Source organism: Pseudomonas sp. UV AK001, from assembly GCF_046097675.1.
Taxonomy (GTDB): domain Bacteria; phylum Pseudomonadota; class Gammaproteobacteria; order Pseudomonadales; family Pseudomonadaceae; genus Aquipseudomonas; species Aquipseudomonas kribbensis.
This window is the reverse complement of sequence record NZ_JBJUVZ010000001.1, coordinates 1,196,897-1,213,021: the sequence shown is the minus strand read 5'-3', so window position 1 is coordinate 1,213,021 and position 16,125 is coordinate 1,196,897. Positions and strand designations below refer to the sequence as shown.

Below are 16,125 nucleotides of genomic sequence, written 5' to 3'. Positions count from 1 at the left end.
GCCGCTTTCTTTACTTGCATCGCCTTGGCCGGTAAGCAAGGCTACACGCCGGAGTGAAATTTCCTATGATCCAATTCGCTTTTACCCGCAAAGCGGCAGCGTGCCTGTTGCCGGTGCTGATGATGATTTCTGGAGAAACAACCATGGCAAGCAGCCTCAGACTCGAAGATCCATCGGTATTTGCCGGGCAGTGGCAAGCAACCCTGACCGCTCGCAATGACGCTCCCGAAGCGCAGACGCTGCAAGACAAACCGTCGAACACCTGCCAGATCGACCTCGAAGCCAACCAGACCCTGGGCAAGGGCGCCGATTGCCTGAGCGCGTGGCTGCAAGAGAGCGCCATCGGCTGGTTTCCCGACCCGGACGGTCTTTCGATTACTGGCAAAGAGGGCTCAAGAATCCAGTTCTTCAGCCGACAACGTGATGGGCTTTATCTGAGCACTTTGAAGTCAGGCCTGGTGATTACACTCGAACGAGCTGCCAAACAGCCCTGATCACCGGAATCGACTCAAAGTTTAAATATAAGGCGCCCCGTCACAGTTATAAGCGAGTCTGCAATAACGCCAACGCCGGAGTTAGTCGCGAAAGTTGTTATTGAAGTGTAAGCAAGTGCTGGCGGTGTATGTCCCGTCTTCTGTGCGGGCAATTAATTGAAGTCTCGCCAAGTACGGCGGCGAATATCATTTCAGGAATAATCAATGAAGATGGCGAAGGCCCCGGCCACCGCTCCCTTATTCAAGGCGTTGGGTGACTATAAAAGTATTCTGATCAGCGTTGGATGCTTTACCGCACTGATTAACGTGCTGATGCTGGTGCCCTCCATTTATATGCTCCAGGTCTATGACCGAGTGCTGTCTTCGCAAAACGAAACCACGCTGGCGATGCTGTCGTTGATGGTCGTGGGGTTCTTTGCATTCATCGGCCTGCTGGAGGTGGTGCGCAGCTTCATCGTGATCCGCATCGGCAGCCAGCTGGAGCGCCGTTTCAACCTGCGGGTCTATCAAGCCGCGTTCGAGCGCAACCTGTTCAAGGGCGAGGGCAACGCCGGCCAGTCTCTGGGCGACCTGACCCACATTCGCCAGTTCGTCACCGGGCCTGCGCTGTTCGCGTTCTTCGATGCGCCGTGGTTCCCGGTCTATCTGTTTGTGATTTACCTGTTCAATGTCTGGCTCGGCGTCCTTGCCACGGCCGGCGCGCTGCTGTTGATCGCCCTGGCGTGCCTCAACGAATACATGACCAAGAAACCACTGGGCGAAGCCGCCGGTTTCTCGCAAAAGTCCAGCCAGTTGGCCACCAGCCACCTGCACAACGCCGAAACCATTCAGGCGATGGGCATGCTTGGCTCGCTGCGCAAGCGCTGGTTCCAGGTGCATTCGCGCTTCCTCGGCCTGCAGAACCAGGCCAGTGACACCGGCGCGGTGATCAGCTCGCTGAGCAAGACCTTGCGTCTGTGCCTGCAATCGCTGGTACTGGGCCTGGGTGCCTTGCTGGTGATCAAGGGCGACATGACCGCCGGGATGATGATCGCCGGTTCGATCCTGATGGGCCGCGTGCTCAGCCCGATCGATCAGCTGATTGCCGTGTGGAAGCAGTGGAGCGGGGCTAAGCTGGCTTACCGCCGACTCGATTCCCTGCTGCAGTCGTTTCCGCCGAGCGACGACGCCATGGCACTGCCGGCGCCGAAGGGCCAGATCACTTTCGAACAGGTCAGCGCCGGCCCGCCCGGGCAACGTGCCGCGACCTTGCACATGGTTAATTTCAATCTGGCGGCCGGTGAAGTGCTGGGCGTGCTCGGTGCCTCCGGCTCCGGCAAGTCGACCCTGGCGCGGGTACTGGTCGGCGTGTGGCCGACCCTTGGTGGCACGGTGCGTCTGGACGGCGCCGACATCCATCGCTGGAACCGCGACCAGCTCGGTCCGTACATCGGCTACCTGCCGCAGGATATCGAACTGTTCAGCGGCACCATCGCCGAAAACATCGCGCGCTTCAGCGAGACCGATCCGCAGAAAGTCGTGGCCGCCGCGCAACAGGCCGGGGTTCACGAAATGATCCTGCGCATGCCGCAAGGCTACGACACGCAACTGGGCGAGGACGGCAGCGGTCTGTCCGGCGGCCAGAAACAGCGTGTGGCCCTGGCGCGTGCAATTTACGGCACACCTAGCCTGGTGGTGCTGGATGAGCCGAACTCCAACCTCGACACCGTCGGCGAAGCGGCGCTGTCCAGCGCCATCGTTCAGCTCAAGGCCCAGGGCACCACGGTGGTGCTGGTGACGCATCGTTCTTCTGTGCTGGCCCAGGCCGACAAGTTGGTGGTACTCAGCGATGGCCGACTGCAAGCCTTCGGTCCGAGCCATGACGTGCTCAAGGCACTGTCCGGCAACCCGCAGCAACAGCCGCAACAACAAACTGAAAAAACCGCGCAGGCACCGGGCGGGCTCAGCATGAGCCGGCAGTACCAGCCCACGACAAGGAATTCGGGTGTATGAGCAGCGCGAGCATGAACACAGAAAACGAAGCCACGATGGAACACGACTACATCACCGAACGCCCGGAGCGCGACGCGAAGTTCTTCGCCCGCATGGGCTGGATTCTGGCGCTGGCCGGCGCCGGCAGCTTCTTTGCCTGGGCCGCACTGGCACCGCTGGATCAGGGGATCCCGGTGCAAGGCACGGTGGTGGTATCCGGTAAACGCAAGGCTGTGCAGTCGATGAGCAGCGGCGTGGTCAGCCGGATCCTGGTGCGCGAAGGCGAGATCGTGAAGCAGGGCCAGCCCTTGTTCCGCCTCGACCAGACCCAGGTTGCCGCCGACGTGCAATCGCTGCAGGCCCAGTACCGCATGGCCTGGGCCAGCGTGGCGCGGTGGCAGGCCGAGCGTGACAACCTCAAGCAGGTGACGTTTCCGCCCGAGTTGAGCGACAACGCAGACCCGCGTCTGGCGCTGGTACTGGAAGGCCAGCGGCAACTGTTCAGCAGCCGTCGTGAAGCGTTCTCCCGCGAGCAGGCTGCGCTGCGTGCCAGCATCGAAGGCGCCACTGCGCAGCTGGCCGGCATGCGCCGCGCCCGCACCGATCTCAATGCTCAGGCGGACTCTCTGCAACAGCAGTTGAGCAACCTGCAACCGCTGGCGGACAACGGCTACATTCCGCGCAACCGCTTGATGGAATACCAGCGTCAGCTGTCGCAAGTGCAGCAGCAACTGGCCGAGAACACCGGTGAAAGCGGCCGGGTGGAGCAGGGCATTCTCGAATCGCGCCTGAAACTGCAACAGCATGGCGAGGAATACCAGAAAGAAGTCCGCAGCCAACTGGCCGACGCGCAACTGAAAAGCGTCACCCTGTCCGAGCAACTGACCTCCGCCGGTTTCGACCTGCAACACAGCGAGATTCTTGCGACCTCGGACGGCATCGCCGTCAATCTCGGCGTGCACACCGAAGGCGCGGTGGTGCGTCAGGGCGAAACCCTGCTGGAGATCGTCCCGCAAGGCACACGCCTGGAAGTGGAAGGGCACCTGCCGATCAACCTGATCGACAAGGTCGGTACGCACCTGCCGGTGGACATCCTCTTCACCGCGTTCAATCAGAGCAAGACCCCGCGCGTCCCCGGTGAAGTCAGCCTGATTTCCGCCGACCAGATGGTCGATGAGAAAACCGGCGCGCCGTATTACGTGTTGCGCAGCAGCGTCAGCGACCAGGCCATGGAGAAGCTCAACGGCCTGGTGATCAAGCCCGGCATGCCGGCGGAAATGTTCGTGCGCACGGGCGAACGTTCACTCCTCAACTACCTGTTCAAACCGCTGCTCGACCGGGCCGGCTCCGCATTGACTGAAGAATAAGGATGTTCGGCTGTATGAATAAGCTTTCCATGCTGGCGGCAGCGTTCGCGCTGCTCGCGGGCAACAGTGCGGTGGCGGCCATGGGGCCGTTCGAAATCTACGAGCAGGCATTACGCAACGACCCGGTGTTCCTCGGCGCGATCAAGGAACGCGATGCAGGCCTTGAAAACCGGGCCATCGGCCGCGCCGGGTTGTTGCCGAAACTGGGTTACAACTACAACAAGGGCCATAACACGTCGAAGGCCACGTCCCTCGACTCCCGGGCAAGGAACAACACTGAAGAGCGTAACTACAACAGTTACGGCTCGACCCTGACCCTGCAGCAGCCTTTGCTCGATTACGAAGCCTACGCGGCCTATCGCAAAGGCGTGGCGCAGTCGCTGTTTGCCGACGAAAACTTCCGCGGCAAGAGTCAGGAGTTGCTGGTACGGGTGCTGGACAACTACACCAAGGCCTTGTTCGCTCAGGATCAGATCGACATCGCCCAGGCCAAGAAAAAGGCCTACGAGCAGCAGTTCCAGCAGAACGAACACATGTTCAAGCAGGGCGAAGGCACGCGAACCGACATTCTCGAAGCCGAATCGCGTTATGAACTGGCGACGGCCGAGGAAATCGAAGCGCGCAACGAGCAGGATGCCGCGTTGCGTGAATTGGGAGCACTGATCGGTGAGCAAGCGGTGAACATCACCGATCTGGCGCCACTGGATCAGAACTTCCAGACTTTCGCGCTGATGCCGGCCAACTACGACACCTGGCACGAACTGGCGATCAGCAACAACCCGAACCTGGCGTCACAGCGTCAGGCCGTGGAAGTGGCCCGTTATGAAGTGGAGCGCAACCGCGCCGGGCATCTGCCGAAAGTCAGTGCCTACGCGGCAATGCGCAAGAACGAATCGGAAAGCGGAAACACCTACAACCAGCGCTACGAGACCAATACCATCGGCTTCGAAGTCAACGTGCCGCTGTACGCCGGTGGCGGCGTCTCGGCATCGACCCGTCAGGCCAGCCGCAACATGGAGCAGGCCGAATACGAACTGGACGGCAAGACCCGCGAAACCCTGATCGAGCTGCGTCGCCAGTTCAGCGCCTGCCTGTCCGGGGTCAACAAACTGCGCGCCTACCAGAAAGCCCTGACCTCGGCCGAAGCCTTGGTGGTCTCGACCAAGCAAAGCATTCTCGGCGGTGAACGGACCAATCTGGATGCGTTGAACGCCGAACAACAACTATTTACCACCCGCCGCGATCTGGCCCAGGCACGCTATGACTACCTCATGGCCTGGACCAAGTTGCATTACTACGCGGGCACCTTGAGCGAGCAGGATCTGGCTCGGGTGGACGAAGCATTCGGGCAAGGCCCTCGGACGCAATAACACCGTAGCTTTTACACCAAACAACAAAAACGAGTGGTGAACATGGACGTACGCTTCAAGCCGGCATCGGTCGGCACTCTGTTGCTCGCAATTTCTGTCAGCCAGGCTCAGGCGCAATACCTGGAGTCTGGCAAGCCCGGCGACGCCGCCAGTTGGCGTTCCGCCGAATTCCTGCGGGACTGGGGACTGGGCCGGATGCAGGCCGATCAGGCCTACGCCGCCGGCATCACCGGCAAGGGCGTGAAGATCGGCGCGCTGGATTCCGGTTTCGACGCCGCCCATCCCGAGTTCGCCAGCGACCGTTATCACCCGGTGCCGGCCAGCGGCAGCTATGTCGATGGTTCGCTGTTCACGGTCAACGGCACGCTCAACCCGAACAACGATTCCCACGGCACTCACGTAGTCGGCACCATGGGCGCATCCCGCGATGGCACCGGCATGCACGGCGTGGCGTTCAATGCGCAGATCTACGTCGGCAACACCAACAAGAACGACAGCTTCCTGTTCGGCCCCAATCCCGACCCGCGCTACTTCAAAGCGGTGTATGACGCACTGGCCGATGCCGGCGTGCGGGCGATCAACAACAGTTGGGGCAGCCAGCCGCCGGATGTCAGCTATCGAACCCTGGCGGACCTGCATGCGGCTTACGCCCAGCACTGGAACAAGGGCACCTGGCTTGATGCCGCCGCCGATGTTTCGCGCCGCGGCGTGATCAACGTGTTCAGTGCCGGCAACAGCGGATACCCCAACGCCAGCGTGCGCTCGGCGCTGCCGTACTTTCAGCCGGATCTGGAAGGTCACTGGCTGGCCGTGTCGGGGCTGGATCAAAGCAATCAGCAGAAGTACAACCAGTGCGGCATCGCCAAATACTGGTGCATCACCACGCCGGGGGCGAAGATCGACAGCACCGTTCCCGACGGTGGCTACGGGATCAAGTCCGGCACCTCTATGGCCGCCCCCCATGCCACTGGCGCCCTGGCCCTGGTGATGGAGCGTTACCCGTACATGAACAACCAGCAGGCGCTGGAAGTGCTGCTGACTACAGCCACCCAGCTCGACGGCTCGGTGACCGACGCACCGACCGAGCGGGTCGGCTGGGGTGTGGCCAACCTGAGGCGGGCGATGGGCGGGCCGGGGCAGTTGCTCGGCGCGTTCGACGCCAATCTGGCCACCGGGCAACGCGATGTGTGGAGCAACGATATCTCCGACAAGGCACTGATCCAGCGCCAGAGCGAAGACCTCGCCGAACACACTGCCTGGCAGCAAACCCTGCAAGACAAGGGCTGGCAGAACGGCGTTCCGTCAGGTGCCAGTCAACAGGAGCAGACCGATTACGCCGTTGGCACGGCCCGTGAGGCAGCGGCCGCCAATCGGGTGTATCAGGGCAGCCTGATCAAGTCCGGCGCCGGGCATTTGATCCTGACCGGCGACAGCACCTATCGCGGCCCGACCACGGTCAATGGCGGCCTGCTGAGCGTCAACGGCTCGCTGACGTCGGCGGTCACGGTCAACGACGGTGGCACCCTCGGCGGTTCCGGGCGGATCGGCGCACTGACCGCCAACAGCGGCGGTCGTGTGGCACCGGGCAACTCCATCGGCACCTTGAATGTAGCCGGTGACGTGACCTTCGCACCGGGCTCGACCTACGCGGTGGAGCTGTCACCGACGGCCAGCGACCGCATCGTCGCTGGCGGCACTGCGACCATCAGCGGTGCCACCGTCAGCCTGTCGCTGGAAAACAGCCCGACCTTGCTCAGCACCGCCGAAGCGAAAAGCCTGCTCGGTCATCAGTACGACATTCTGCAAGCGGCGGGCGGTATTCAGGGTCAGTTCGGTGCGGTGGTTCCCGACTATCTGTTCATCGGTGGCAGCCTCGCGACTACCGGCAACGGGATCACGCTGAGTGTCGAGCGTAATGCGACGTCTTTTGCCAGCGTCGGCCAGACGCCGAACCAGCGGGCCGTGGCCAGCGCCGTCGAAGGCATGGGTGCCGGCAGCTCCGTGTACGAAAGCCTGCTGCTGTCTGCCACTGCCAGTGATGCACAGCAAGCCTTCCAGCAACTGAGCGGGGAAATCTACCCGGCCCTCGGTTCGGTGCTGATCAACGACAGCCGTCAGTTGCGCGACGCCATCGGTGAGCGCCTGCACGACGCCAACAGCGCGCAAGGCAACGGCTGGGTCAAGGCCCTCGGCGCCTGGGGCACAACTGACTCGCAACGCGACACCGCCGGCTACAGCACCTCGATTGGCGGCCTGCTGGCCGGTGTCGACGGCGCGCTGGACGATCAGACCCGCATCGGTCTGGTCACCGGTTACAGCGACAGCTCGTTGAGCATGGGTTCCGGCACGCACTCCTCAGCCAAGGTCGACAGTTACCACCTCGGTGCCTATGCCGGGCATGACATCGGCGCCTGGCGTTTGAGTACCGGCGCGGCCTACAGCTGGCATCGCGCCGACGTCAAACGGGACCTGCAATACGGCGACGTCAGCGCCAAACAGAAAGCCAAGGTCGATGCCGCTACCACTCAGGTATTCGGCGAGGCGGCCTATCGGCTGAACGTGCAACTGTTGGCTCTGGAGCCGTTCGCCAATCTGGCTTACGTGCATCTGGACAGCGACGGTTTCACCGAGAAGGGCGATGCTGCCGCGCTGAAAAGCAATGGCGACCAGCGTGACGCGGTGCTCAGCACCCTCGGCGTCAGGGCGATCAAGACGATCAACCTGTCGGGCTCGCAAAAGCTTGATGTCAGCGGCCATCTCGGCTGGCAGCACAGTCTCTCTGACATCGAATCCGAACAACATTTGCGCTTCGCCAGCGGCAGTGCGCCGTACAGCGTCGAAAGTTCGCCGCTGGTACGCGACGCCGCGCTGGTCGGCGTGCAGGCCAGCCTGGCCCTGAGCCGCGACGTGCGGGTGAACCTTGATTACAACGGACAACTGGCCAGCCGCGAGAAGAGTCACGGCGTCGGCCTGAGCCTGAACTGGCAGTTCTGACTCATCAAGAGATGATCGTTCCCACGCTCCCGCGTGGGAATGCAGCCCGTGACGCTCTGCGTCCCTAGAGGCATTCCCACGCAGAGCGTGGGAACGATCAATTCAATAGACGGATTCTGTGCAACATCACTAAGGAAGGTCGCTGGATGAAAAACAACAACACCCCCGCGCAATCGGGTGGATGCTTTCGCCTGAAAACCCTCAACTGCGCCTTGCTCTGCGCCATGGCCACCTGGGGCAGCGCACACGCCGCCCCCTACGTGGAAAACGGCCGGGCAGGGGACCCGGCCAGTTGGCGCAGTGCCGAGTTCAAGGCGGACTGGGGCCTTGGCGCGATCGGCGCGGATTACGCCTACGCCGCCGGTTACACCGGTAAAGGCGTGAAACTGGGGATCTTCGACCAGCCGGTATACGCGGCGCACCCGGAGTTTTCCGGGCCGAACAAGGTCGTAACCCTGGTCACCAGCGGTATCCGCGAATACACCGACCCGTACATTCCGGTCAAAGCCGGGGATGCCTTCCGCTATGACGGTTCACCTTCGGTAGGTTCCAACGGCAAACTCGGCGCTCACGGCACCCACGTCGGCGGTATCGCGGCGGGCAGCCGTGATGGCGGGCCGATGCATGGTGTGGCGTTCGGGGCACAGATTATCAGTGCCGACAACGGCGACCCGGGCCCGGAAGACGGCATCGTCCGCGGCAACGACGGCGCGGTGTACAAGGCCGGCTGGGATGCGCTGATCGCCAGCGGCGCGCGAATCATCAACAACAGTTGGGGCATCGGCATCACAGACCGTTTCGACCTCGGCGGCCGCGACCCGGCGTACCCGCACTTCACCGTCAACGACGCGCAATTGCAGTTCAACGAGATCCGCACATTGCTCGGCACCAAACCCGGCGGCGCCTATGACGGTGCAATCGCTGCAGCCCGCAGCGGGATCGTGACCATTTTCGCGGCGGGTAACGATTACAACCTGAACAACCCGGACGCCATCGCCGGCCTCGGTTACTTCGTGCCGGAAATCGCGCCGAACTGGATGACCGTCTCTGCTTTGCAAAGAAACCCGGATCAGGCCAGCGCCAACCCGTACATCATGAGTACCTTTTCCTCGCGTTGCGGTTACACCGCGAGCTTCTGCGTTTCGGCGCCGGGTACGCAGATCTACAGCTCGATCATCGGCGGCACCAACGCCGACAACCTGACCACCGGCTATGCCAACTACAACGGCACCTCGATGGCCGCGCCACACGCGGCCGGTGCGGTGGCGGTGTTGATGGAGCGTTTCCCGTACATGACCGGTGCCCAGGTCGCCAGCGTATTGCGCACCACGGCCACCGACCTTGGCGCTCCGGGCATCGACGCCCTGTACGGCTGGGGCATGATCAACCTGCGCAAGGGCATCGACGGCCCGGCGATGTTCGTCACCGAGCAGGACATTCCGGCCGAGTTCCGCATCGAAGGCGCCTACGGTTCCAGCCAGTTCGTGGCGGATCTGCCGGGGATCGGCGCAATTATTGACGCCGGCAAACCCACCGAGCGCGTGTGCACCGACATCACCTGCGGGCTCGACACCTGGCGCAACGACATTTCCGGCCACGGCGGTCTGACCAAACAAGGCATCGGCACGCTGGTGATGACCGGCGCCAACACCTACACCGGGCCGACCCTGGTGAATGGTGGCCGACTGGCAATCAACGGCTCGCTGCAATCAGCGGTCACGGTCAACGACGGCGGTATTTTGGGCGGTAACGGGCGCATCGCCGCACTGACCGCGAAAAGCGGTGGTATCGTGGCGCCGGGCAACTCCATCGGCACCTTGAACGTGGCGGGGGATGTGACCTTCGAACCGGGCTCGACCTATGCCGTGGAAGTCTCGCCCACCAGCAGCGACCGAGTGGTCGCTGGCGGCACTGCAATCATTGACGGCGCAACGGTCGCCCTGACCCTGGAAAACAGCCCGACGCTGTTGACCACGACTGAGGTGAAATCGCTGTTGGGCAGCCAGTTCAACATTCTGCAGGCGGCGGGCGGCATTCAGGGGCGCTTTGGTCAGGTCTTGCCAAACTACGCGTTCCTCGGCGGCACGCTTGATTATTCCTCGGGTGGTGTTCAACTGAACGTCGGGCGTAACGGCGCTTCGTTCGCCAGCGTCGGCCTGACCCCGAACCAGCGCGCCGTCGGTGCGGCCGCCGAACGTCTGGGCGCGGGCAATGCGTTGTTCGAAACCCTGCTGCTGTCGCCGACTGCCGCTGTGGCGCAGGACGCGTTCCAGCAACTGTCCGGCGAGATTCACCCGGCCATCGGCACATTGCTGATCAACAACAGCCGTTACCTGCGTGATGCGGTGGGCGAACGCCTGCGCGAACGGGATCTGTTCGATGCCGGTGCGCCGACCGATGACCGCAGCAACGCCTGGTTCAAAGTGCTCGGTGCCTGGGGCAAGACCGATGGCGGCCATGAAAATGCCAATTCCAACAGCTCCATTGGCGGACTGTTGCTCGGTGTCGATGGCCTGATTACTGAAGATACTCGCCTGGGTTTCGTTACCGGTTATAGCGACAGTTCTTTGAACATGGGCAGCGGCACGCACTCGTCGGCATCGATTGACAGCTATCACCTGGGTACGTACCTGGGGCACCAGATCGATGCCCTGCGCCTGACCGCCGGCGCGGCTTACAGCTGGCATCGCATCGACGTCAAACGTGACCTGCAATTCGCCGGTGTCAGCGGCAAGCAGAAAACCAAACGCGACGCGACCACCGCACAACTGTTCACAGAAGCTGCCTACGATCTCGGTCTGCAGCCGATGAACCTGGAGCCGTTCGCCAACCTGGCTTACGTGCACCTGAACAGCGACAGCTTCACCGAAAAGGGTGATGCCGCCGCACTGAAGGGCGGTGAAGACAACCGCGACGCCGTGCTGTCGACCCTCGGCGTCCGCGCCAAGCGTACGTTTGCCCTGTCGGACAAACATCAGCTGGAGCTGGGCGCGACACTGGGCTGGCAGCACAACCTGAGCAGCGTGGATTCCGACAACCACTTGGCCTTCGTCAATGGCAATAGCGCGTTCAACGTGCAAAGTGTGTCGATGGATCGAGATGCAGCGGTGGTCGGCGTGCGCGCCGGTCTGGCGCTGAATCGCGATGTCCGGGTCAACCTGGACTACAACGGACTCATCGGTTCGAACGAGAAGGACCACGGTGTGGGCCTGACGCTGGACTGGCAGTTCTAAGGTGTAGCGGCAGTTCTGCAGAGAACTGCCGTTTTTGAAAGGAAGAGAGAGCACAACATGGGATTGTTCGATTACAAAAATGCCGACGGCAAAGCGCTGTACAGCGATGCCATCGCGCTGACGCTGTATTCCTACACGCCGACCGGGCAGCCTTTGCCCGGCACCGGGTGGTCGCCACTGGGCGCCTCGGCCCTGGGTTATCAAGGCAAGACCGACGCGAAAGGGACGTTCTTCGGCGAGAAGGACGGCTTCACCAGCGCCGAGGCGGAAGTGCTCGGCAAATACGACGCTGCCGGCAAGTTGATCGGCATCGGCGTGGCTTTTCGCGGCACTGGCGGGCTGAGTTACAGCGACACCTTCGGTGACATGAAAAACAATCTGCTGGCCGCCATCGGGCCGGTTGATTACGCCAGGAATTACGCGAAGAACGCTTTCGACAACCTGCTCAAATCCGTGGCCGCGTTTGCTTCGGCCCATGGCATCGCCGCCAAGGACGTGCTGATCAGCGGCCACAGCCTCGGCGGCCTCGGGGTCAACAGCGTGGCGGAACTGAGTGCCAGCGACTGGGGCGGCTTCTTCAAGGACGCCAACTACATTTCGTTCGCCTCTCCGACCCAGAGCAGCACCGGCACCAACGTGCTGAACATCGGCTACGAGAACGATCCGGTATTCCGTGTGCTCGACGGCACCACGTTCAGCACGGCGTCGATGGGCAAACACGACAAGCCGCACGACTCGACCACCGACAACATCGTCAACTTCAACGACAACTACGCGTCCACCGCGCAGAACCTGGTGCCGTTCAGCATCGTCAATCCGCTGAACTGGTCGGCCCACAGCTCGCTGGGCTATGCAGACGGCCTGAACCGGGTGATCGACTCGAAGTTCTACAACCTCACCAGCCAGGACTCGACCATCATCGTGTCCAATCTGGAAGCCTCGTCCCGGGGCAAGACCTGGGTCGAGGATCTGGGCCGCAGCGGCGAGCCGCACACCGGCAGCACCTTCATCATCGGCACCGACAGCAACGACTGGCTCAAGGGCGGGGCGGGCAACGACTTCCTCGAAGGCCGTGCCGGCGATGACCTGTTCCGCGATGACGGGGGCTTCAACATCCTGCTCGGTGGTCAGGGCCACAACACCTTCGACCTGCAGAAGCCGTTGCAGAACTTCAGCTTCGCCAACGACGGCGACGGCACGCTGTACGTGCGCGACGCCTACGGCGGCATCAGCATGACCCGTGACATCGGCGCAATCGTGAGCAAAGAGTCCGGTTCGATGTGGAGCAGCAAGGAAATCACCTGGACCGTCACCGGCAAAGGCCTGGCCAACGGCGCCGAACTGACCCAGTACAACCATTCGCTCAACGGCGGCGCACTCGGTGACACGCTGAAGGCCACTGCGGACGGCGACTGGCTGTTCGGCCTGGGCGGCGACGATCATCTGTTCAGCGACAAGGCCCACGTGACCTTCGTCGGCGGCGCCGGCAACGACGTGATGAATGCGGTGGGTGGCAACAACACCTTCCTGTTCAGCGGCGCCTTCGGCTTCGACTCGATCCATGGCTACCAGGGCAGCGACAAACTGGTGTTCATGGGCGTGCAGGGCGCGGGGCAGGGCTACGACTACAAGCAACATGCTTCGCAGTCCGGCGCCGATACCGTGCTGAAGATTGGCGACTATGCCGTGACCCTGATCGGAGTGGGGGTGGCTAACCTGTCGGACTCGAGTTTCGTGTTCGCTTGATCCCCTGCGGACACCGCTGCGCATTGCGGTGGTGTCCATCGGGGCTGCAAGACAGAAGTGTTGTATCGAAATGCTCCGGAGCGCCCCGGGAGGGGCATTCTGGTTGTGAGCTATCTCTGAATAATTCCAACAAAGAGAGAGGCAACAGCAATGGGTGTGTATGACTACAAGAACTTCACCACAGCGGATTCCAAGGCGTTATTCAGCGATGCCATGGCCATTACGCTGTACTCCTATCACAACCTCGACAACGGTTTCGCGGTCGGCTATCAGCACAACGGCTTCGGCCTCGGGCTGCCGGCCACGCTGATCAGCGCGCTGATCGGCGGCACCGATTCTCAAGGGGTGATTCCCGGGCTGCCGTGGAATCCCGACTCGGAAAAACTCGCCCTCGACGCCGTGAAGAAAGCCGGCTGGACACCCATCACCGCCTCGCAACTGGGCTATGACGGCAAGACCGACGTGCGCGGAACCTTCTTCGGCGAAAAGCCCGGCTACACCAGTGCGCAAGTGGAAATCCTCGGCAAGTACGACGCTCAGGGTCATCTCACGGAAATCGGCATCGCTTTTCGCGGCACCAGCGGCCCACGGGAAATCCTCATCGGCGACTCCATCGCCGACGCCATCAATGACCTGCTCGCCGCGTTCGGTCCCAAGGATTACGCCAAGAACTACGTCGGCGAAGCCTTCGGCAACCTGATGAACAATGTGGTGGCGTTCGCCAAGGCCAACGGCCTCACCGGCAAGGACGTGCTGGTCAGCGGCCACAGCCTCGGCGGGCTGGCGGTCAACAGCATGGCGGACCTGAGCGGCAGCAAATGGGGCGGGTTCTTCCAGAACTCCAACTACATCGCCTACGCCTCGCCGACCCAGAGCAGCACCGACAAGGTGCTCAACGTCGGCTACGAAAACGACCCGGTATTCCGTGCTCTCGACGGCTCGACCTTCACCGGGGCATCGCTGGGCGTGCACGATGCGTCGAAAGTCTCGGCCACCGACAACATCGTCAGCTTCAACGACCACTACGCCTCCAACGCGTGGAACGTGCTGCCGTATTCGATCGTCAACATTCCGACCTGGATCTCGCACCTGCCGACGGCTTACGGCGACGGCATGAACCGGGTCATCGAGTCGAAGTTCTACGACCTCACCAGCCGTGACTCGACGATCATCGTGGCCAACCTGTCGGATCCGGCGCGGGCCAACACCTGGGTGCAGGACCTCAACCGCAACGCCGAGCCTCACAAGGGCAGCACCTTCATCATCGGCAGCGACGGCAACGACCTGATCCAGGGCGGCAGTGGCAACGATTATCTGGAAGGGCGTGCCGGCAACGACACCTTCCGCGACAGCGGCGGCTACAACATCATCCTCGGTGGTTCAGGCAACAACACCCTCCAGTTGCAGCAGTCAGTGAACAAGTTCGACTTCGCCAACGACGGCGCCGGCAACCTGTACATCCGCGATGCCAACGGCGGGATCAGCATCACCCGCGACATCGGCAGCATCGTTACCAAGGAACCGGGCTTTCTCTGGGGCCTGTTCAAGGACGACGTGACCCACAGCGTGACAGCCGATGGCCTGAAGGTCGGCAACAACGTCACTCAGTATGAATCGAGCGTGAAGGGCACCAGCGGCGCCGACACCCTCAAGGCCCATGCCGGTGGCGACTGGTTGTTTGGCCTGGATGGCAACGATCACTTGATCGGTGGCGCGGGCAACGACGTGTTCGTCGGCGGCGCCGGCAATGACCTGATGGAGTCGGGCGGCGGGGCGGATACGTTCCTGTTCAGCGGCGCATTCGGCCAGGACCGGGTGGTGGGCTTCAACGGCAACGACAAAATGGTGTTCCTCGGCGTACAGGGTGTATTGCCCGGCGATGACTTCCGTGCCCATGCCACGTCGGTGGGGCAGGATACGGTGCTCAAGTTTGGCGCTGATTCGGTGACGCTGGTCGGGGTTTCGCTGAGCAGTCTCAGCGCCGATGGGATCGTGATCGCCTGAGGATGACTGTGGAGAGGGAATATTTCCCTCTCCCTGTCAAAAGTGACTCGTTGGCCACTACCTGACTCAAACCCCTGCACCAACAGGAAACGCGGACTAAAGTCATCGCATGCGCACTCGTCATGTATGGGCAAGCCGCCATTGAGTACAGGAGATTCAAACGTGAAAGGTTTCAAGGGGTATATCGGTATCGTCGGGTTGGCGCTGCTTTCGGCCAACGTCTGGGCCGATTTGCCTCACAGCTCGATTCTGAGCCGCTACGGTGTCAGCTCCGATGAATTGCCGAAACCGGCACCCACCGAGAACACCGAGTCGGTCGAGGAAAAAAGCCGCTTTCAGCTCCAGCCGGAACAACCGTTCGTGACGATCCGTCTGGGCGACGGCAAACAACCGGAAACCACTGGCAACCTCAGCATCGACCGCATGGACCAGCAGGAACGCGAGCGTTGCCAGCGATTGCAGGCAGAACTGGCCCGGCGAGGTGAACATTACTTCAGTTGCGACAACAGCATTCCGGGCATGACCCTGCCGCAATAATCGCGGTTTCAAGGGAGCTGCCAGAAGGGCGGCTCCGCTTTTGCAATCAGTCTTCCTTGCGCACCGTGGCCACTTCGTCGGCCTTGACCCGGATCTTCGCGCCGGAAATATCCCGGAACTCATAGAAGCCGTCCTCGGACTTGGTTTTCGGCATGTCCTGGGTCAGATACTGCGTGCCATTCTGCAAGGTCACCACGGTCGGGGTGGAGCAGCCGGCCAGCGCCATCAGCGCTACGACGGTCATCGGCATAAACAACGTTTTGAAATTCATACCCGGTATTTCCTCATTCATTTCGACCGGTGTCGGTCCTCTAACGCGGTTGGTGCCAAATCCCCCGTAAAAGTTCGATGGACTGGCGAAAAAACCTCAATCGCGGATGCCACTGATCCTTTTCCGTTTGCACCCGTC

The 16,125-nt window shown here is 61.9% G+C and carries 10 protein-coding genes; 9 read left to right on the top strand and 1 reads right to left on the bottom strand.

The window, feature by feature from the left end; all coding sequences use genetic code 11:
• Window positions 1–65: 65 nt before the first annotated feature.
• The 9 genes from ACKLNA_RS05510 (at window position 66) to ACKLNA_RS05470 (ending at window position 15,716) form a co-directional block, all read left to right on the top strand.
• Window positions 66–494 (top strand): AprI/Inh family metalloprotease inhibitor, encoded by a 429-nt coding sequence (locus ACKLNA_RS05510; RefSeq protein WP_408985155.1) that lies wholly within the window; start codon window positions 66–68, stop codon window positions 492–494.
• A 204-nt stretch (window positions 495–698) separates the two neighbouring features.
• Window positions 699–2,486, top strand: coding sequence for a type I secretion system permease/ATPase (locus ACKLNA_RS05505; RefSeq protein ID WP_408985154.1), 1,788 nt, complete (start codon window positions 699–701; stop codon window positions 2,484–2,486).
• Window positions 2,483–3,832: an HlyD family type I secretion periplasmic adaptor subunit gene (locus tag ACKLNA_RS05500; RefSeq protein WP_408985153.1), complete on the top strand. Its 1,350-nt coding sequence runs from the start codon at window positions 2,483–2,485 to the stop codon at window positions 3,830–3,832. Before ACKLNA_RS05505 ends, ACKLNA_RS05500 begins: the two co-directional genes overlap by 4 nt.
• Before the next feature lie 2 nt (window positions 3,833–3,834).
• Window positions 3,835–5,202, top strand: a complete 1,368-nt coding sequence (locus tag ACKLNA_RS05495; RefSeq protein ID WP_408985152.1) for a TolC family outer membrane protein — start codon at window positions 3,835–3,837, stop codon at window positions 5,200–5,202.
• A 42-nt stretch (window positions 5,203–5,244) separates the two neighbouring features.
• Window positions 5,245–8,196: an autotransporter domain-containing protein gene (locus tag ACKLNA_RS05490; RefSeq protein ID WP_408985151.1), complete on the top strand. Its 2,952-nt coding sequence runs from the start codon at window positions 5,245–5,247 to the stop codon at window positions 8,194–8,196.
• 146 nt (window positions 8,197–8,342) lie between these two features.
• Window positions 8,343–11,429: an autotransporter domain-containing protein gene (locus ACKLNA_RS05485; RefSeq protein ID WP_408985150.1), complete on the top strand. Its 3,087-nt coding sequence runs from the start codon at window positions 8,343–8,345 to the stop codon at window positions 11,427–11,429.
• A 57-nt stretch (window positions 11,430–11,486) separates the two neighbouring features.
• Window positions 11,487–13,175: a polyurethanase gene (locus ACKLNA_RS05480; RefSeq protein WP_408985149.1), complete on the top strand. Its 1,689-nt coding sequence runs from the start codon at window positions 11,487–11,489 to the stop codon at window positions 13,173–13,175.
• A 150-nt stretch (window positions 13,176–13,325) separates the two neighbouring features.
• Window positions 13,326–15,179 carry a polyurethanase gene (locus ACKLNA_RS05475; RefSeq protein ID WP_408985148.1) on the top strand — a complete coding sequence of 618 codons (1,854 nt, stop codon included), beginning with the start codon at window positions 13,326–13,328 and terminating at the stop codon, window positions 15,177–15,179.
• A 162-nt stretch (window positions 15,180–15,341) separates the two neighbouring features.
• The gene (locus ACKLNA_RS05470; RefSeq protein WP_408985147.1) at window positions 15,342–15,716 is read left to right on the top strand and encodes a hypothetical protein; all 375 of its coding nucleotides are present in this window, start codon (window positions 15,342–15,344) and stop codon (window positions 15,714–15,716) included.
• A 46-nt stretch (window positions 15,717–15,762) separates the two neighbouring features.
• On the opposite strand, the gene ACKLNA_RS05465 is transcribed toward ACKLNA_RS05470, so the two are convergent.
• Window positions 15,763–15,987, bottom strand: a complete 225-nt coding sequence (locus ACKLNA_RS05465; RefSeq protein WP_192553493.1) for a YgdI/YgdR family lipoprotein — start codon at window positions 15,985–15,987, stop codon at window positions 15,763–15,765.
• Window positions 15,988–16,125 lie beyond the last annotated feature (138 nt).